Source organism: Arminella tubonensis (assembly GCF_003240585.1).
Lineage (GTDB): Bacteria > Pseudomonadota > Alphaproteobacteria > Rhizobiales > Rhizobiaceae > Rhizobium > Rhizobium tubonense.
In genome coordinates this window covers 1-17,533 of sequence record NZ_PCDP01000035.1, presented here as the reverse complement: position 1 = coordinate 17,533, position 17,533 = coordinate 1, and the positions used below count along the sequence as shown (strand labels likewise).

18 protein-coding genes, 1 tRNA gene and 1 pseudogene are annotated in these 17,533 nt (G+C 60.6%); 16 read left to right on the top strand and 4 right to left on the bottom strand.

The genetic code is table 11. From position 1 onward, the window contains the following. Positions 1 to 25 precede the first annotated feature (25 nt). The 3 genes from CPY51_RS11740 (at position 26) to ilvC (ending at position 2,788) form a co-directional block, all read left to right on the top strand. The gene (locus CPY51_RS11740) at positions 26 to 931 is read left to right on the top strand and encodes an AraC family transcriptional regulator (protein ID WP_111160414.1); all 906 of its coding nucleotides are present in this window, start codon (positions 26 to 28) and stop codon (positions 929 to 931) included. 141 nt (positions 932 to 1,072) lie between these two features. Continuing rightward, positions 1,073 to 1,723 carry a TetR/AcrR family transcriptional regulator gene (locus CPY51_RS11735; protein WP_111160413.1) on the top strand — a complete coding sequence of 217 codons (651 nt, stop codon included), beginning with the start codon at positions 1,073 to 1,075 and terminating at the stop codon, positions 1,721 to 1,723. Positions 1,724 to 1,768: 45 nt separating this feature from the next. After that, positions 1,769 to 2,788, top strand: a complete 1,020-nt coding sequence (gene ilvC / locus CPY51_RS11730; protein ID WP_111160412.1) for a ketol-acid reductoisomerase — start codon at positions 1,769 to 1,771, stop codon at positions 2,786 to 2,788. Between the two features lie 76 nt (positions 2,789 to 2,864). Here ilvC and CPY51_RS11725 read toward each other — a convergent pair whose 3' ends face one another. Further along, complete coding sequence (locus tag CPY51_RS11725; protein WP_111160411.1) at positions 2,865 to 3,119, bottom strand: GlsB/YeaQ/YmgE family stress response membrane protein; 255 nt, start codon at positions 3,117 to 3,119, stop codon at positions 2,865 to 2,867. Between the two features lie 145 nt (positions 3,120 to 3,264). Between CPY51_RS11725 and CPY51_RS11720 the strand changes: the two genes are divergently transcribed. From CPY51_RS11720 to CPY51_RS11705, 4 genes are all read left to right on the top strand, one after another. Further along, on the top strand, positions 3,265 to 3,708 hold the full coding sequence (locus CPY51_RS11720; RefSeq protein WP_111160410.1) for a YidB family protein: 444 nt from the start codon (positions 3,265 to 3,267) through the stop codon (positions 3,706 to 3,708). Positions 3,709 to 3,893: 185 nt separating this feature from the next. Beyond that, positions 3,894 to 4,151 carry a type II toxin-antitoxin system Phd/YefM family antitoxin gene (locus tag CPY51_RS11715; RefSeq protein WP_111160409.1) on the top strand — a complete coding sequence of 86 codons (258 nt, stop codon included), beginning with the start codon at positions 3,894 to 3,896 and terminating at the stop codon, positions 4,149 to 4,151. An 8-nt stretch (positions 4,152 to 4,159) separates the two neighbouring features. Beyond that, positions 4,160 to 4,585 (top strand): type II toxin-antitoxin system VapC family toxin, encoded by a 426-nt coding sequence (locus CPY51_RS11710; protein WP_111160408.1) that lies wholly within the window; start codon positions 4,160 to 4,162, stop codon positions 4,583 to 4,585. Between the two features lie 71 nt (positions 4,586 to 4,656). Continuing rightward, positions 4,657 to 5,880: an aminotransferase-like domain-containing protein gene (locus CPY51_RS11705; RefSeq protein ID WP_111160407.1), complete on the top strand. Its 1,224-nt coding sequence runs from the start codon at positions 4,657 to 4,659 to the stop codon at positions 5,878 to 5,880. 21 nt (positions 5,881 to 5,901) lie between these two features. Here CPY51_RS11705 and CPY51_RS11700 read toward each other — a convergent pair whose 3' ends face one another. Further along, positions 5,902 to 6,285 (bottom strand): cupin domain-containing protein, encoded by a 384-nt coding sequence (locus CPY51_RS11700; protein WP_111160406.1) that lies wholly within the window; start codon positions 6,283 to 6,285, stop codon positions 5,902 to 5,904. 119 nt (positions 6,286 to 6,404) lie between these two features. Next, complete coding sequence (locus CPY51_RS11695; RefSeq protein ID WP_111160405.1) at positions 6,405 to 7,463, bottom strand: aldo/keto reductase; 1,059 nt, start codon at positions 7,461 to 7,463, stop codon at positions 6,405 to 6,407. A gap of 184 nt (positions 7,464 to 7,647) precedes the next feature. On the opposite strand from CPY51_RS11695, the gene CPY51_RS11690 reads away from it, so the two are divergent. The 8 genes and pseudogenes from CPY51_RS11690 (at position 7,648) to CPY51_RS11655 (ending at position 15,611) form a co-directional block, all read left to right on the top strand. Continuing rightward, on the top strand, positions 7,648 to 8,628 hold the full coding sequence (locus tag CPY51_RS11690) for an ABC transporter substrate-binding protein (protein WP_111160404.1): 981 nt from the start codon (positions 7,648 to 7,650) through the stop codon (positions 8,626 to 8,628). Between the two features lie 35 nt (positions 8,629 to 8,663). Continuing rightward, on the top strand, positions 8,664 to 10,358 hold the full coding sequence (locus tag CPY51_RS11685) for an ABC transporter permease (RefSeq protein ID WP_111160403.1): 1,695 nt from the start codon (positions 8,664 to 8,666) through the stop codon (positions 10,356 to 10,358). Continuing rightward, positions 10,346 to 11,422, top strand: coding sequence for an ABC transporter ATP-binding protein (locus tag CPY51_RS11680; RefSeq protein WP_111160402.1), 1,077 nt, complete (start codon positions 10,346 to 10,348; stop codon positions 11,420 to 11,422). The genes CPY51_RS11685 and CPY51_RS11680 overlap by 13 nt, the downstream gene beginning before the upstream one ends. 89 nt (positions 11,423 to 11,511) lie before the next feature. After that, complete coding sequence (locus CPY51_RS11675) at positions 11,512 to 12,507, top strand: isopenicillin N synthase family dioxygenase (protein ID WP_111160401.1); 996 nt, start codon at positions 11,512 to 11,514, stop codon at positions 12,505 to 12,507. Between the two features lie 26 nt (positions 12,508 to 12,533). After that, positions 12,534 to 13,645 (top strand): annotated as a pseudogene (locus CPY51_RS11670) (endonuclease/exonuclease/phosphatase family protein). 37 nt (positions 13,646 to 13,682) lie between these two features. Then, on the top strand, positions 13,683 to 14,423 hold the full coding sequence (locus tag CPY51_RS11665) for an NUDIX hydrolase (protein ID WP_244598624.1): 741 nt from the start codon (positions 13,683 to 13,685) through the stop codon (positions 14,421 to 14,423). Positions 14,424 to 14,493: 70 nt separating this feature from the next. Then, the gene (locus tag CPY51_RS11660; protein ID WP_111160400.1) at positions 14,494 to 15,411 is read left to right on the top strand and encodes a PhzF family phenazine biosynthesis protein; all 918 of its coding nucleotides are present in this window, start codon (positions 14,494 to 14,496) and stop codon (positions 15,409 to 15,411) included. Between the two features lie 124 nt (positions 15,412 to 15,535). After that, positions 15,536 to 15,611, top strand: a tRNA-Lys gene (locus tag CPY51_RS11655). A gap of 151 nt (positions 15,612 to 15,762) precedes the next feature. Here CPY51_RS11655 and CPY51_RS11650 read toward each other — a convergent pair. Next, entirely contained in the window at positions 15,763 to 16,665 is a 903-nt protein-coding gene (locus CPY51_RS11650; RefSeq protein ID WP_111160399.1) for a LysR family transcriptional regulator, read from the bottom strand. Between the two features lie 140 nt (positions 16,666 to 16,805). Here CPY51_RS11650 and CPY51_RS11645 point away from each other — a divergent pair. Continuing rightward, positions 16,806 to 17,533: HlyD family secretion protein (locus CPY51_RS11645; RefSeq protein ID WP_146260122.1), on the top strand; the 728-nt coding region annotated here is incomplete at its 3' end.

The window sequence follows — 17,533 nt, the reverse complement described above, 5'->3', positions numbered from 1 at the left end:
ACGATCCGAAAACAGCTGGTTGCGCATGACACTGCCATTTCATCCTCATTCCGAGATCGCCTCGATCATTGCCCGTTTTGCCACCGACGATGGGGATTTTCCGACCGCGATCGACAATCTCAGCCTTTTCCGGCGCTGTTCGCCGACCCAGCCGCTGCATTCTGCCTACAAACCCGGATTCGCGATCGTGGCTCAGGGCGCGAAAAGACTGACGGTCGGAACGGATGTCTACCGCTACGGAGCCGGCCACTATATCCTCACCTCGCTCGATCTTCCGGTTGCTTCGCATGTCACCGAGGCGAGCGTGGAGACGCCATACCTCTGTTTCGGCCTCGCGATCGACAGCGAAAGACTGAGCGATCTTCTCGCGCGGGTCAGCATTCCGCGGCCGGCTGCAGCAGACGGCATGCGAGGGCTTGCGGTCAACATCGCCAGTCCCGAATTGCTCGACGCATCGCTCCGGCTGCTCCGGCTTCTCGACCGCCCTGAAGACATTGCCGCAATGGCACCGCTGATCGAGCAGGAAATCCTCTATCGCCTGCTGACCGGGCCCGATGGGCCGCGGCTGCTGCACATCGCGCTTGCCGAAAGCCAGAGCAACAAGGTGGCGCGTGCCGTCGGCTGGATCCGCGCCAACTTCACCGAGCCGTTGCGCATCGAGGACCTGGCGGAACGCGTCAACATGAGCGTCTCGTCGCTGCACCATCATTTCAAGACGGTGACGGCGATGACGCCGATGCAATATCAGAAGCAGCTTCGCCTGCATGAAGCGCGGCGGCTGATGCTGATCGAACGGCTCGACGTTGGGACTGCCGGCCATCGCGTCGGATACCAGAGCCCATCCCAGTTCAGCCGCGAGTACAGCCGCCTATACGGATTGCCACCACTCAGGGATGTCGAAGGCATGCGCAGCCCGATCGCCGCCGAATAGGCCGTTCGACGTCTTCCCTTAGCCATCTTTCGATCGCAAAAATCCTCGACGTCACGCGCGAAAAGCGCTTGACGACGCTTCATCTCTGCGCGATAAGGCTTGCGAACCGTACGGTACGGTACGTATTTGGGAGTGGCAATCTTGCCAAGCGATGCAGCACAGTCGAGCGAATTTTCTCCGCGCCAGAACGCCGTTCTGGAGCAGGCGCTTCTGCTGCTGGTCGATGGTGGCGAGAAGGCGCTGACGACGTCGGGCGTTGCGCGGGCAGCCAATTGCTCCAAGGAAAGTCTTTATAAGTGGTTCGGTGATCGCGACGGGCTTCTGTCGGCGATGATCGCCTATCAGGCGAGCAAAGTCCGGACGTTCGAGCGCAACGGCGAGCGGCTGACGGCTGCGAGCCTGCACGACCATCTTGTCATCTTTGCCCGTGATCTTCTCGAGGTCCTAGCCGGAGACGTTTCGCTGGCTCTCAACCGGCTGGCGATCGGCCAGTCGAACCGCGACGGGTCGAAGCTCGGCACGCTCTTGCTGGAGCGCGGGCGACGGCAGATCGACAAGCGTGCAGGTGGGCTTATCGATGCCGGGAAGCGGGCAGGGCTGCTGCGCTTTTCCAACGGCGACGAGGCCTATCATACACTATACGGGCTCGTGGTTTCCGACCTGCATGTGCGCATGCTGCTCGGAGAGCCCGGCATGAAGGATACCGGCAGCCAGGCGGAGAGGGCGGTCAGCGCTTTCCTCCGGCTCTACGGCACGGAAAAAGTTTCGGCGGAAGCGGCAGCGACCGTCTGATGGTTCGATACTGACAACAGACAAGCAAAGGGAAGGAAAAAATCAATGCGCGTCTATTACGATCGTGATGCCGATCTCAACCTCATCAAGGCCAAGAAGGTCGCAATCATCGGTTACGGCTCCCAGGGCCGCGCCCACGCACTGAACCTCAAGGACAGCGGCGCACAGAACGTTGCGATCGCGCTCAAGGCCGGTTCGCCGACCGTAAAGAAAGCCGAAGCCGACGGCTTCAAGGTCATGACGGTTGCCGAAGCTGCAGCCTGGGCCGACCTGATGATGATGGCGACCCCGGACGAGCTTCAGGCCGACATCTACAAGGCCGACATCGCCGGCAATATCCGCGACGGCGCTGCAATCGCATTTGCCCACGGCCTCAACATCCATTTCGGCCTCATCGAGCCGAAGGCATCGGTCGACATCGTCATGATCGCGCCGAAGGGCCCCGGTCATACGGTTCGCGGCGAATACCAGAAGGGCGGCGGCGTTCCCTGCCTCGTTGCCGTTCACCAGAACGCTTCGGGCAACGCACTTGAACTGGCGCTTTCCTACGCCTGCGGCGTCGGCGGCGGACGCTCCGGCATCATCGAGACCAACTTCCGCGAAGAGTGCGAAACCGATCTCTTCGGCGAGCAGGTCGTTCTCTGCGGCGGTCTTGTCGAGCTCATCCGCGCTGGTTTCGAAACCTTGACCGAAGCCGGTTATGCGCCTGAAATGGCCTATTTCGAATGCCTGCATGAAGTGAAGCTGATCGTCGACCTGATCTATGAAGGCGGCATCGCCAACATGAACTACTCGATCTCCAACACGGCCGAGTGGGGCGAATACGTTTCCGGCCCGCGCATCATCACGGCTGAGACGAAGGCTGAGATGAAGCGCGTCCTAAAGGACATCCAGACCGGCAAGTTCACTTCGGATTGGATGCAGGAATACCGTGCCGGCGGCGCTCGCTTCAAGGGCATCCGCCGCTTGAACGACAGCCACCAGATCGAGGAAGTCGGCGCCAAGCTGCGCGGCATGATGCCCTGGATCGGCAAGAACAAGCTGGTCGACAAGAGCGTCAACTAAGCGATTTCCGTGAATTAAAAAGTAAGGGCCGGGGCTTTAAGCTCCGGCCTTTGTCGTTTTGAGCCGGCTGATCAGGTCAGGCGCGACGGCCCGAAACGGCGTGATAGAGCCAAAGGACGACGACGGCTCCGATGACGGAAACCAGAAGGCTCCATATATTCAAGCCGGTAACGCCGGCCGCGCCGAAGAAATTGAATATTACCCCGCCGACAATTGCACCGACAACGCCGAGCGCAATGTCCATGATCATGCCCGAGCCGCTCTTGTTGACGATCTTGCTGCCGATGAAACCGGCGATCAGACCCAGAATAATCCACGCAAATACATTCATTTCGCACCCCTCCTTGAATGGTCACATAACACAACCATTTCAACTGTAAGCTAAATGGCCGAGATATTAAATCAAGGCCTGATCGGTCGCGCGCAATCGATCAGTAGCTTGGCATTCGCAACGGAAACTTTAGGAGGATGGGACAATGGGAATTTTTGACGACGCCGTTCCCGGCGGAAATATATCGAAGCCGATTATGATTGCGCTTGGCGCTTTGCTCGTTGGGAAGCTTCTCAGCGGCAAAGGCAACACAGACGACGAGGCCGCCACCCAGCAGGCGAATGCGCCGGCAAACGATGGCGGACTGTTCGGCGGACTGGGCGGCCTTCTTGGCAAGCTGACCGAAGCCGGCCAGGGTGCAGCCGTCGATTCCTGGGTCAAGCCGGGTCCCAATCAGCCGATCTCGCCCGGCAGTCTCGGCGGCGCGCTAGGATCGCAGACGATCAGCGATCTCGCGCGGCAAGCGGGCGTCAGCGAACAGGAGTTGCTCGAGCAGCTCGCCAAAGTTCTGCCCGGCGTCGTGGACAAGGCGACTCCGCAGGGGCAGGTGCCCAACAATGCCCAGCTCTCGGCGCTGCTGCGCTCCTGATCTGAAGGCCTTGCGCCAGTTGATACGGATGCCTTGCTCCTGAGCGGGAGCAAGGCAGTGGCCTTCTTGCAGAATTGCGGCGCAATGATCGAGTGTGATGATTGGCGCGAAAAGTGATTTCAGAGATAAGTTGAATTGTTGAAGTGAACTGACTAGTATGTTGACTAGTCAGTTAGGAGGTTGCGATGAAGCAATGGCCGGTTCAGGATGCCAAGGCGCGGTTTAGCGAATTGCTTGATGCTTCCATGGAGGAGGGACCCCAACTTGTTTCCAAACGAGGACAACCCCGCGCGGTCCTGGTTTCCATTGACGAGTGGGAGGACTTGCAGAAGAGGGCGAGGCCAACTTTGAAGGAATTGCTTCTGGCGCCCGAGCCGAGATTTGATCTGGAAATTCCGGATAGAGGCCGCTTGCGGCGTCGGAAACCTCAGGGCTTCGAATAAAGACGCCGATGTATATACTCGATACAAACATCGTCTCGGAGCTTAGGCGTCGCAAGCCCCACGGAGCCGTTGTCCAATGGCTCGGAAGCGTATCCCCAAATTCGCTTTATCTCGCGGCAATCACGGCGGGTGAAATTCAAGCCGGCATAGAAATCACACGGAAGCGAGATCTAGAAAAGGCGGATGAGATAGAGCGGTGGCTGGACCGCATGCTTCAATCAATTTCGGTGCTCGATTCCACCGCGCTGGTTTTTCGAAAATGGGCTCAACTCATGGATATGCGGTCTGACGATCTAATTGAAGATTGTCTGATCGCCGCGACGGCTATCGTTCACAACATGACCGTTGTAACCAGAAACACCAAGGATTTTGCCAATTTCCCAGTCTCGACCTTCAATCCATTCCTTACACCGCCAGCGCATCCAACAAAATAGGTCAGCAATATTGACTTATCTTTTCTTGCGTGGTTTGGTCGTCTAAAGATAAAAAATTACGAGGAAGCCCCATGTTCAATTGGGAAAACATCTTTGCGACGCGCTCGAGCCGTATGCGCGCCTCTGAAATCCGCGAACTTCTGAAGCTGTTGGAGCGACCGGATATCATCTCTTTTGCGGGGGGTATTCCCGATCCGAAGCTGTTTCCGGCGGAGGAATTCAAGCAGGCCTACGGCGATATCTTCGACGGGGAGGCCGTCAATTCGGCGCTGCAATATTCGGTCAGCGAAGGCTACAAGCCGCTGCGGGAATGGCTCGTGCAGCAGATGGCGGCGATCGGCGTTGCATGCGATCTCGAAAACGTCTTCATCGTCTCCGGTTCGCAGCAAGGGCTCGACTACTTAGGCAAGCTGTTCCTGTCGCCGAACGATACGGCGCTGGTAACGGCACCGACCTATCTCGGTGCGCTCCAGGCCTTCAACGCCTATGAGCCGAGCTACGACCAGTTGACGCCGAACGGGAATCGCACGCCCGAGGCCTATCGCATCACTGCCGAACAGGCCGGCGGTCGTGTCAAGTTTGCCTATCTCTCCGCCGATTTCGCCAATCCGACCGGCGAGACAATCGATCTTGCGGCGCGCGAAAAGCTGATCGACCTTGCCGATGATCTCGATATCGCGATCATCGAGGACGCGGCCTACCAATCGCTGCGCTACGACGGCGATCCGATTCCGCCGATCCTGTCGCTCGAAATCGCCCGCAAGGGCGATATCAACCTGACGCGGACGATCTATTGCGGCAGCTTTTCGAAGACGCTGGCGCCGGGCCTCAGGGTCGGCTTCGTCGTTGGAAACGCGCCTGTTATCCGCAAGCTGGTACTGATGAAGCAGGCGGCGGACTTGCATTCGTCGACGATCAACCAGATGGCGATCTATGAGGTTGCCCAGAGGGGGTTCGACGCGCAGGTTGCCAAGGTTCGCAAGACCTATAGCCATCGCCGGGACTGCATGCTGGCGGCGCTTGCCAAGTACATGCCGGAAGGAACGAGCTGGACGAAGCCCGAGGGTGGCATGTTCGTCTGGATCACCCTGCCGCGCGGCATGGACGGCGCCAAGCTGCTGGCGACCTCGCTGGAAACCGCGAAGGTCGCCTTCGTGCCCGGCCAGGCATTTTTTGCCGATGGCTCAGGCCCGAACACGTTCCGCGTCAGCTTCTCCTGTGCCGACGATCAGATGATCGACGAGGGTATTTCGAGGCTCGGTGCGTTGATCGCAAGCGAGATGGCAAAGCTCTGACTTCACCCGGGAAACGCCGGCTCAGATCCACACGTCGTTCTGAGCCGTCCGTTCTCCTCCAGCCTCGCCGGTATTCACGGTTCCGCGCGGCTCGATCATCATCATCCTGACCTCTGCCGCGGCGAAGGGCTTGTGCTCGACACCCCTGGGCACGACGAACATTTCGCCGGGCTTGATCAGAACCGACCCGTCCCGAAAATCGATCCGCAATTCGCCCTCGAGCACGATGAAGGCTTCGTCCGTTTCAGGATGATCATGCCAGATGAAGTCGCCGATGATCTTGGCGATCTTGAACTGGTAGTCGTTGAGCTCCGCGATGACGCGCGGCTGCCAGTGCTCGGTCAGCAACGCCGATTTTTGGGCAAGATTGATAGGGGTGTAGGTTTTCTGTTTTTCGGTTTGCATGATGCTTCCTCCATGTTGCTTGATGGAATGTCACTAGGAGGAGGGCGCGCGTCGGTCTTGAACGATTGTGCGAGTGGGGCGAGATCAGCGGCGGTCGCGGGACCGCCGCCGTCACTAGCTCACTTCTTCAAATGCGGTCCGAGCAGCGACAGATCGGCCTCACTGAGCCGATCGGTGGCGGTGTTCATCTGGTGCCAGTAGGGGTAGAGCACCTGCGGCAGGCTGACGTCGTCGAGCCGTTGGCGTTCGTCCTGGGTCAGCGTCAATTCGGCAGCAGCGAGATTGTCCTTGAACTGCGCATCCGTGCGGCCGCCGATGATGACAGACGTCACGCCTTTTCGACCGATCAGCCAGGCAAGTGCCACCTGGGCTGCCGAGACATTGCGGCTCTCGGCGATAGAGACCAGCGTGTCGACGATGTTCCAAAGCCTGTTCTCGTCGCGGATCGGCGGTTCGGTCCAGCCGGCAAACTGTCGCGTGCCTTCCGGCGTCGCCTGGTTGCGGCGATGCTTGCCCGAGAGGAGACCGCCGGCCAGCGGGCTCCAGACGAGGATGCCGAGGCCCTGGTCGATGCTGATCGGCAGGAGTTCGTATTCGGCATCGCGGGATTCGAGGGTGTAGTGGATTTGCTGGCTGACGAAACGCTCGCGGCTGTCCTTTTCGCTGACACCGAGCGCCTTCATGATATGCCAGCCCGAGAAGTTCGAGCAGCCGATGTAGCGCACCTTGCCCTGGCGGACGAGCGTATCGAGCGCCTCGATCGTCTCTTCCAGCGGCGTCTGCCCGTCCCATTCGTGGAGCTGGTAGAGATCGATGACGTCGGTCTTCATTCGCTTGAGGCTGGCCTCGCAGGCGCGTATCAGGTGATATCGCGAAGAGCCCGCGTTGTTCGGCCCATCGCCCATCGGGAAGCGAGCCTTGGTGGCAATCAGCACGCCGTTCTTGCGTGGCCCGCCGAGGATTTCGCCGAGAATCTCCTCCGAGGCACCCTGCGAATAGACATCCGCGGTATCGATCAGGTTGACGCCGGCATCGAGGCACATGTCGACCAGCCTGCGCGCTTCCCCGACGCCGAGATCGCCGACGGTCTTTGCCCAACCCTTGCCGCCGAAGGTCATGGTGCCCATCGTGATGGTCGAGATTTTCAGGCCGGAGCGGCCGAGCAGACGGTATTCCATAGGGGTTCCTCCGCGGAAAGACAGTGTCAGCAATGGTGCAGATGTTGGGGCAACAAATAGGGGCTTGGCGGCAGGGTCAAGCCCAACGGCGGTCGATGCCGTCCCAAATGGTTCAGCCGCCTGTCACATTCATGTTAACCGGCGTGGCTAAGGAACCTGTGCGAAATCACTTTGGGATGCCATCATGAAAACCTTCGTCACCGCGGTTGCCGGCCTGCTCGCCGCGAGCTTTCTTTCGGTTTCGGTGCATGCCGCCGACCTGGTGCTTTATACCAGCCAGCCGAACGAGGACGCGCAGTCGACGGTTGACGGCTTCATGGCGGCCAACCCCGAAATCAAGGTCGATTGGGTGCGCGATGGCACGCCGAAGATCATGGCCAAGCTCGAAGCCGAGATACAGGCAGGCAATCCAGTGGCCGACGTGCTCCTGATCGCCGACATGGTGACGCTGGAGCGTCTCAAGGAAGCCGGCAAACTGATGGCCTACAAGTCGCCGGAAGCCGCCAACTACGACGCCGCGCTCTATGACGCCGACGGCTACTACTATTCGACCAAGCTCATCACCACGGGTATCGTCTACAACACAGGCGCCTCGATGAAACCAACGAGCTGGCAGGACCTGACCAAGCCGGAAGCCAAGAGCCTCGTCGTCATGCCGAGCCCGCTTGCCTCCGGTGCTGCCCTCATTCACGCGCAGACGCTTGCCGACGTCGATAGCCTTGGCTGGGATTTCTATAAGAACCTCGCAGGCAACGGCGCGGTTGCTGCCGGTGGCAACGGCCAGGTGCTGAAATCTGTTGCCTCGGGCGAAAAGGCCTATGGCATGGTTGTCGACTACATGCCGATCCGCGAAAAGGCCAAGGGCGCGCCGCTTGAATTCGTGTTTCCGAAGGAGGGCGTCTCCGCGGTCACCGAGCCGGTGGCGATCCTTTCGACCGCGAAGCACGCCGATGCGGCGAAGAAGTTCGTCGACTACGTGCTATCCGAAAAAGGCCAGCAGGGCTTCCTCAAGCTTGGATATATTCCGGCAAGAGGCGGCATGGCGCTGCCTGCCGGTTTCCCTACCCGCGACAGCATTAAGGTCCTGCCGCTGAATGCCGCTGTCGCCTTGAAGAACACCGACAGGGACCTGAAGACCTTCTCATCGTTCTACGGTTCGAATTGAGCTACAAGGCCTTACTGACCCATTCTGGACGTTGAATGTACGGATATGTCCGCAGGGGAAACAGCCAGCCGGCGTGGTTGTTTCCCTTCGTCGTTTTTGTGGTGTCGATCCTGAGCGTGCTGCCCCTGGCGCGGCTGGCGGAGGCTGGCATTGCCGCGCTGCTGCGCGGCGGCGCTTATGATCTGGTCACCGATCCGGCGCTATGGCGCTCGACCTGGTACACAGTCGAGACGGCGGTGCTGGGGACGATGATTTCGCTCGCCATCGGCTGTCTCTTTGCCTTCCTGCTGACGCTGACCGACATCGCGGGCCGCAATATACTGAGCTTTCTTTTCGTGCTGCCGATGATGATACCGCCGCAGGTAACGGCGCTCGCCTGGGTACAGATGTCTGGCCCTTCCAGTCCGCTGCTGAAGGCGCTGCATATCGCGCCGCCGCTGGGCTCGCCGCAGCCGCTTTACTCGATCGGCGGTATTGCCTTGCTCTATGGCGTCCAGCATGCGCCGCTGGTCTATCTGGCGCTCCGGGCGGGGCTCATGGCCCTGCCGCGCGATGGCGTAGAGGCGGCGCGGCTTTCAGGGGCTTCCGGTTTTCGAGTTTTCCGCGACATCGTCTTTCCGCTGTCGCTGCCTGGCGTCATCGCCGGTGCGGCGATCGCCTTCGTTTCCTCGGTCGGGAATTTCGGTATCCCGGCCATCCTCGGCATTCCGGCCTCGATCTTTACGCTCTCGACGCTGATCTTCACCAAATTCTCCTCCTTCGGACCCCGGACCTTCGGCGATATCGCCGTGCTGTCGACGATGATCGCGGTGATATCGGTGGTGGGCCTTGCGGTGCAGGGCGGGGCGCTTCGCGGCCGCGACTACCGCGTCATCGGTCTGTCCGGCGCCTCGGCTGCCTTGTCGCTGGGACGCTGGCGTTATGCGGCGCTTCCTCTTCTGTGGGGGATCCTGTTCGTCATGCTCGTCGCACCGTTCTTCGCACTTGTTGCAGGCGCCTTGGTGCCGGCCTATGGGGTCCCACTCAGCTTCAGGACCGCCTCGCTGCACGCCTTTACCGAGATCCTGTTTCGCCAGACAGTGACGCGCACGGCCTTTTCCAATTCGCTGTTTCTTGCCGGCATGACGTCGATATGTCTCCTTGCGGTGACAGTCCTTGCCGCCTACTCGCTGACCAAGCGGCGGGATCTGGCAAGCCGCGTGGTCGCCGGGTTGATCGAGATTCCCTATGCGCTGCCCGGAATTATCGTCGCGGTGTCGTTCATCCTGGTCTTTGCTGCACCTTTGCCGGTGCTCCACGTCACGCTCTACGGGACGATATGGATCATCCTGCTCGCCTATTTCTCGGCCTATTTCGCCGTCAGCCTGAAGCCCGTCCTTAGTGCATTCCTGCAGCTGGATCCGGCGCTCGAAGAGGCCGCCCGTTTGTCAGGCGCCGGCTTCTTTCGCCGGCTGGCGGACATCATCCTGCCGCTGATCGCGCCGGCGGCGGGCGCGTCGGTCATCCTGGTTTTCCTGATCGCCTGCAACGAGCTGACGGTATCGGCGTTGCTCTGGTCGGCCGGAACGCAGACGCTGGGCGTCGCCATCTACAATCTCGACGATAGCGGCAGCTCCGATCTGGCATCGGCGATGTCGGTGCTGGTCGTCTGCATGGTCGTCGCGATGATGCTGTTGCTTGAACTGCTGGCCAAGCGCCTTCCAAAAGGAGTGGTGCCTTGGCGAAACTGATCCTCGATCGCGTCAGCAAGGATTTCGGCACCGGGCGATCGGCGGTCGATGGCTTGTCGCTGGAAGTGCGCGACGGCGGTTTCCTGGCGCTGCTGGGGCCGTCGGGTTGCGGCAAGACGACGGTGCTTCGCATGATCGCCGGTTTCGAGCAGCCCACGGGCGGGTCGATCCGTCTCGGTGAAAAGCTGCTGACGAACTCCGAAAGCTACCTGCCGCCCGAGCGCCGCAATATGGCGATGGTGTTCCAGTCCTATGCGCTCTGGCCGCATATGAACGTCGCCGACAATGTCGGTTATCCGTTGAAAGTGCGCGGAATTTCCGGCGAGCGCTACCGTGAAAAGGTACGGGAGGCGCTCGGGACCGTGCGCCTCGGCGACTTCGCGGACCGGCGGCCGGCGGATCTCTCCGGTGGGCAGCGTCAGCGGGTGGCACTTGCCCGCTGCCTGGTGACATCTCCCGACGTCGTGCTGCTCGACGAGCCGCTTGCCAACCTCGACCGCCATCTGAAGACCGAGATGGAGGAGACGTTCCGCGAATTCCACCAGCGCTCGGGTGCGACGATGGTCTATGTCACCCACGACCAGAGCGAGGCGATGGCGCTGGCGACCGATGTCGCGGTGATGTCCGAGGGCCGGCTGATGCAGGTGGCGGCGCCGGCTGAAATCTATGCCCGGCCGGAGGGCAGGCTGGTCGGTGGACTGGTTGGGCGGGGGTCCATCCTGTCTGTGCCCATATCGAGCGATGTCGGGCCGCGGTTGCTGGATTGGGCGGCGCTGAGAGAGGTGCTGAAGCGGCCGGGGGACGACCGTGGTCGCCCCGGGGACGACCGTGATCGCCCCGGAAATGATGGTTCACCGCGTGCAGATATCCTTGTACGTCCCGAAGACGTCATCGCCGATGCCGGGGGCGTTTCATGCGTGGTCGAGTCCTCGCTCTATGAGGGGGAGCGTTATGCGGTGCGGCTGCGGTTGCCCGATGGCCAGTCGCTCCGGGCCTACAGCCGTTTCGCGGTCGTGCCGGGGGAAAGGCTCACCGTCGTGATCCGCTCGGCATGGCGGCTCTAATTTACCTTGGGGCAGTCTGGGCGACATGGTGGTTGTTCCCGTCGTCTTCCTGTGGTTGATTTGCGCATCAGTCAGCAGGGAATCGTCTCATGTCCAGCCAAAGCTTCCCGGTTTTCGATCTCGGTGCCTTCGAGGCGGCTGGTGTCGATGAGAAGAAGCGGCTCGGCGCGACAGTGGACGCAATCTGCCGTTCGACCGGATTCCTGGCGATTGCCAATCATGGGGTCGGCGAAGATGTCATCGCCGGCATATGGGAAAAGGCCAGGGCCTTTTTCGACCAGTCTCCGGACGAAAAGCAGGGCGCGAAAGCGCCGTTTCCCGGCTATCCCTACGGCTATCTAGGCCCGGGTACCGAGGCGCTTGCCAAGTCGCGTAATGTCGATACGCCGCCCGATCTCAAGGAGAGCTTTAATGGCGGTCCTCTTGCGGTGCCTCGGGGGATGGTCGATCCGGAGGCGCTCGGCTTCTGTTATGCCGCCACTATCTGGCCGGAGAAACCGGAAGGCTTTGCCGACGCCTGGAAGGCTTATTATCGTTCGATGGAGGAACTCGCCTCCCGCATCATGCGCGTTTTTGCGGTAGGGCTGGGGCTTGAGGAACATTTCTTCGATCGCTACGTCGATGCGCCGATCAGTGCACTGCGGGCCCTCAACTACCCGGAGCAGACGGTAGCACCACAGCCGGGACAGCTGCGTGCCGGCGTCCATACGGACTACGGCAGCCTGACGATCCTCTTGCCGGAGCCCGGTTCGAAGGGTCTCGAGATCGTCGCGCCGGATGGCAGCTGGACGGCGGTCCCACCGGTGCCGGGCGCTTTTGTCATCAATATCGGCGACCTCATGGCGCTCTGGACCAATGATCGCTGGGTCTCGACCATGCACCGCGTCGTCAATCCACCGCCTGAGGAGGGTGGCATGAAGCGCCGGCAGTCGCTTGCCTTCTTCCATCAACCGAACTGGTCCGCCGAGATCGCCTGCCTGCCATCCTGTGTCGAACCAGGTGCTGCGCCGAAATATGAGCCTGTACTGTCAGGCCCGTATCTCATGGGCAAGTTCAAGTCGACCGTAACTGCCAAGGCCGGGTAAGGACCCGTCCGCATCAGGAATGCCTCATGTCCCTGCGTCTCGCCACGTTCAATATCGAAAATTCCTGACGCGGTTCGATTTCACCGGGTTTCGCAACCAGATGCATCAGGATCGCGTGTTGAAGCTTTTCGAGGTGCGCAACGAGGGCGTCTATCAGCAGCTCGAGCAAGCGCGCGTGGTCGCAGCGACCGACGACACGCGGCAGATGACGGCACTTGCCATCGCCGATGCCGATGCGGATATCCTCTGTCTGCAGGAGGTCGACAACATGGCGGCGCTGCAGGCGTTCGAAAACGGCTATCTCTTCCGCATGGTCGGGAATGGTTATCGGCAGAAATATCTGGTCGAAGGCAATGACAGCCGTGGCATCGATGTCGCCGTGCTCATGCGCGAACAGACGAGCGACGGCGAGCGCATCGAGCTCAAGGGCATCACCAGTCACGCTACGGTGACATACCGGGAGTTTGACCTCTTCAACGACGAGTTGGCGGCACTCGGGCTTCATCCCGATGACAGGATATTCAAGCGCGATTGCCTCGAGCTCGACCTGTTGATCGGTAACGTCCCGTTTGCGCTCTACGTGGTGCACCTGAAGTCGATGGGCGGTCCCCGCGACGGCGTGGACGGGCGCCACGTCACGATGCCCGTGCGCCGGGCAGAGACCCTTGCCGTGCGGCGCATCATCGAGAGCCGTTTCGGGCCGGGCGAGACCGCTACCGGGAATTTCGCCATCTGCGGCGATATGAACGACTATCAGGAGCGCGTCGACGTCATCGGCCGGCGACGGACCGGCTATCGCTTCGAACATCAGCGGGAGGCGGAAAGCGCGCTCGATGTCTTCAGCAATGGCGGCTTTGCGGAAAACGTGATCGCGCGCCGCAGCCCAATGGACCGCTGGACGCTGTACCACGCACGCGGACCACAGGAGCAATGGCTTTGCCAGCTGGATTATCTCTGGCTGTCGCCGGCGCTCGCGCAGGCGAATTCTGATCGTCTTCCCGAAATCATCCGCGCCGGCCAGCCATATCGCACGATCTTTCCGCCTGGCCAGGAGGTCGAGCGCTATCCGCGCACCGGCTGGGACCGACCGAAGGCCTCCGACCATTGCCCCGTTGTCATGACACTGGATTTCAAGTGACAACTGGGGATTTCAAATGATGACCTCGGGATTGCAAATGAAGACCCCGCTGCAGGAAGACACGGCCAATTGGCCACCGGAGCAGACCGTGTTCCCGGTGGGGCATATCGATCTCCGTGTGCTTGAGGGAGATCATCCGTTTCACCTGCACGAGGCTTCGGCGGCGCGCGCAAACTGGCTTACGGAGATCACGGCGAACCCGGCGCTCTTCGAGGGCCGCATGGTTTTTCAGCATCGCATGGCGGTGAGCGAAGACGGTATTTTCGGCGATGCCTATGTCGTTCCGTTCTCTACGTTTCTTTGGTGGCGCAAGCAGACGGTGCGCGCGGGCGGTTTCCACGTATTCGCCTTTCCCGTGCTCGTGACCTCCGACAATGCGCTGGTGGCCATCCGCATGGGGCAGCACACCGCTAATCCCGGCCAGGTCTATTTCGCGGCGGGATCTCTCGACGAGAACGATATAGTCGACGGCCGCTGCGATATCGAAGGCAACATGCGCCGCGAGGTGCTGGAGGAGACAGGCCTCGACCTCAGCGACGTCTTGGCCGAGCCCGGCTATCACGCCTCGCATTTCAGGCACTCGCTGACGGTGTTCCGTCTTTTTCGCTTCCCGGTGACGGCCGACGAACTGGTTGCCCGGATCGAGGCCCATATGCCTCATGCCGCAGATCAGGAGATCGAGGGTGCAGTGGCGATCCGCTCCGCCGATCCGGAGGCGCAACCCTATAACGTCTCGATGCTGCCGATCCTTGCCTGGTTCTTCGATCGGCCGCGATAAGCGTACCGCCTTGCGCTTGATTGCGCGGTCGGGCAGTTTGGAAATTTGGAAGTCATCGAAGGAGGCAGGGGTGGTCCGCAGATACAGCGTCTACGACGTGTTCACCGACACCAAGTTGGCAGGCAATCCGCTGGCCGTGGTCTTTGACGGCGACGGCCTGAGCGACGAGGAGATGCAGGCGATCACGCGCGAACTGAACCTTTCTGAAACCGTGTTCGTCCGCCCCGCGACCAATCCCGCTCATACCGCAAGCCTGCGTATCTTCACGCCCGGACGGGAACTGCCTTTTGCGGGACATCCGACGGTTGGTGCAGCGATAGCGCTTGCGGAACGATCCCATGCGAGACACGGCGGCGATATCGATCTGGTTTCCGTACTGGAGGAAAAAGTCGGGCCGGTGCGCTGTGCCGTGCGGCTCAAGCAGGAGCGGGCGAGCTTCGCCGAATTCGACCTGCCGCGAAAGTCGCAGCAGATCCTTTTGCCACTCGAAAGGATGAGGCTGGCCGATGCGCTTGGACTGAAGGTTACCGAGATCGGCTTTGAGAATCACGTGCCGTCGATCTGGACTGCGGGCGTGCCGTTCCTGATGGTACCGGTACACGACGTTGGCGCGGCGCAGCGTATCGAATTCGATCCGCAACTTTGGGAGAAAACGGTTCCCTTCGTCGACGGTTCACTGGCGTCCGCCTACATCTATTGCCGCGGGGCCGTCAATCACACCGCGAAGTTTCACGCCCGCATGTTTGCTGCCGGAATGGGCATCGTCGAGGATCCGGCAACAGGATCGGCAGTGGCAGCTCTCTCCGGCGCGATCCACCATTTCGACCGGCTGCCAGACGGCCATTACCCCTTCATCGTAGAGCAGGGGGTCGAGATGGGTCGGCCTTCGTTCATTCATCTTCATATCGACGTCGACGGCGGCGAAATTTCCAACGCGCGAATTGGCGGCCAGGCGGTGCGCATTGCAAGCGGCACACTGGAACTTTGATTTTGTTCGATAATTGGCTTTTTGTGAAATTATTTTGCCGAATAGCCAAAGAAAATCAGTCAAGCGGCTGGACAATGAAACCGATCCTATTTATATGCCCGGTCACGCCGTCAAAAGCGGTTACGGGTGATTAGCTCAGTTGGTAGAGCAGCTGACTCTTAATCAGCGGGTCGTAGGTTCGAGCCCTACATCACCCACCAAAATTTTACCAAAATCAATGGTTTACAGCGAACGCGCCTTAAGTGGCGCGGTCGCCGTTTGCCGGTTTGCCATCAGTTTGCAGTTTAGCAAAGCTCGACAAGATTTCCCTTTCACTTCCGATCCGTTGCCCGAAACGCCCAAGCTGATCTATCAGGTCATCCACTTGCGGTGCTCCGTGAACCGCTCGGCCAGCATGTCGATGAAAAGGCGGACCTTGGTCGGCAGATGCGTTCGGTTCGGGTAGACGGCGTTGATGGCGAACTCGACACCCCGGAATTCAGGCATAAGACGGACGAGGCGTCCCTCGGCGAGGTCTTCCGCGACGACGAAGCTGGGGGCCAGCCATACCGCCCGGCCGCTGACGGTCAGATGACGAAGCGTCTCCGCGCTGTTGGAAAGCACGTTTCCCTGAACTCTCACACTCTGGGTTTCGCCGGATAGTGATTCAAAGCGCCACTCGTCTCCAAAGGGATAGTAGGGGAATTGCAGGCAGTTGTGGCCTGCGAGGTCGTCGGGTGTCTTCGGTTCGGCATGGGTATCGAGGTAGGACTTCGAGCTGACCAGGATGTGCCTCCAAGGCGTGAGCTTGCGAACCACGAGGCTGGAATCGGGAGAGGGTATGGTGCGGAGCACAAGGTCGTAGCCGTCCTCGATCATGTCGATCATCCGCTCGCCTATGTTCATGTCGAGAGAGACCGAGGGATAGAGATCGAGGTACTCGTCGATGACGGGCAGCAGGAAGCGGACGATCGCGGTGCCGGAGTAGATCTTGAGCGTGCCTCGCGGAGTGGTCGTCAGCGCCGCCGCGGCACGGTCGGCCTCATCGAGATCCGCGAGGATCTGCGTGGAGCGCTCGAAGTAGTATTTTCCGGTTTCCGTCAGGCTTACCTTGCGTGTCGTCCGGTTCAGCAGCCGGACGCCCAGCCTGTCTTCCAGCGACTGTACATGGTTGGCGACCATGGTGACCGACATGTTGAGGCGGCGCGCTGCTGCGGAGAATCCTCCACATTCGACCACCTTTCCAAAGACCGAAAGGCTTGTGAGACGATCCAAGCATGCCTCCTGATTATCCGCTCAGAGTTTATGATCCTTGCCAATATAAGCGGATTATCAAACTGGGGATAGCGGGCCATCTTCATGTTCACAGGGCAAGCCCCACCCGGACGGACCGGGCAGGACACAGGAGAAGGACAATGGTTCAGATACCCCGCAAGGAAGCATTCAAGACGGCCGCCGAGGCTGAGACGGCCAAGGTCGCCGATGCTCCGGCCGCACCCGCCGCCGAGGCAGCGGCAGCGCCCGAAGCGCCGAAGAAGTCCGGTCGCAGTGTCGTCAAGCGCGGCATCCTCGCCGCAGTCCTTCTCGCAGGCGTCGCCTTCGGCGCGAACTTCGGCTATCACTACTGGACAGTCGGGCGCTTCATCGAGTCCACTGACGACGCTTATGTGAAGGCTGACTTCACGACGATTGCGCCCAAGGTCGCGGGCTATATCAAGGACGTCCTCGTCAAGGACAACGACACCGTCAAGGCCGGACAGGTTCTTGCCCGGATCGACGATCGCGATTATCAGGCCGCGCTCGCAGGGGCGAGGGCAGACGTCAAGGCTGCCGAGGCGGCGATCACCAACATCGACGCCCAGATTCATCTGCAGCAGTCCATCATCGGTCAGGCCAAGGCCTCGATTGACGCGTCCCGCGCCTCGCTGGCCTTCGCCCAGTCCGATGCCGCACGCAATGCAAGGCTGATCACCAGCGGCGCTGGCACACAGTCCCATGTCGAGCAAAGCCAGTCGCTCAAGGACCAGGCCGCTGCGGCCGTCGAACGCGACGAAGCCGCTCTCGTGGCAGCCGAGAACAAGGTTCCGGTGCTGCAGACCCAGCGTGACCAGGCCGTTGCCCAGCGCGATCGCGCCGCCGCGAC